The sequence below is a fragment of the Microtetraspora sp. NBRC 16547 genome, assembly GCF_030268965.1.
Lineage (GTDB): Bacteria > Actinomycetota > Actinomycetes > Streptosporangiales > Streptosporangiaceae > Microtetraspora.
Genome location: NZ_BSSE01000102.1, coordinates 1 through 409 on the forward strand (window position 1 = coordinate 1; position 409 = coordinate 409).

Below are 409 nucleotides of genomic sequence, written 5' to 3' on the forward strand. Positions count from 1 at the left end.
CTGGTGCTAGGTTTCCCCATTCGGACATCCCCGGATCAACGTCTGGTTGGCGACTCCCCGAGGCTTAACGCAGCCTCCCACGTCCTTCATCGGCTCCTGATGCCAAGGCATCCACCGTGTGCCCTAAAAAACTTGGCCACAAAGATGCTCGCGTCCACTATGCAATTCACAAACAACAAACAGCCAACCGGAACACCCACCACCAACACCAGACAACCCGCCCCAACGAGTCAGCCACCCCCACGCAAACACGCGGAAACAGCAAACCCAGGCAAGCCCCCAGCCGGTATGGCAGAAGACCGGTCCCGTCACAAGGAAAACAAGCAAACGCCCGTTCCCTCAGGACCCAACAGTGTGCCCAGCCAATCCCAGCCCCCGACAACCACATTCCCACTCCCGACCAGAACCC

1 rRNA gene is annotated in these 409 nt (G+C 59.2%); it reads right to left on the bottom strand.

From position 1 onward, the window contains the following. Nucleotides 1–138, bottom strand: a 23S ribosomal RNA gene (locus QSK17_RS35790); the annotation flags it as partial. Between the last annotated feature and the right edge of the window lie 271 nt (nt 139–409).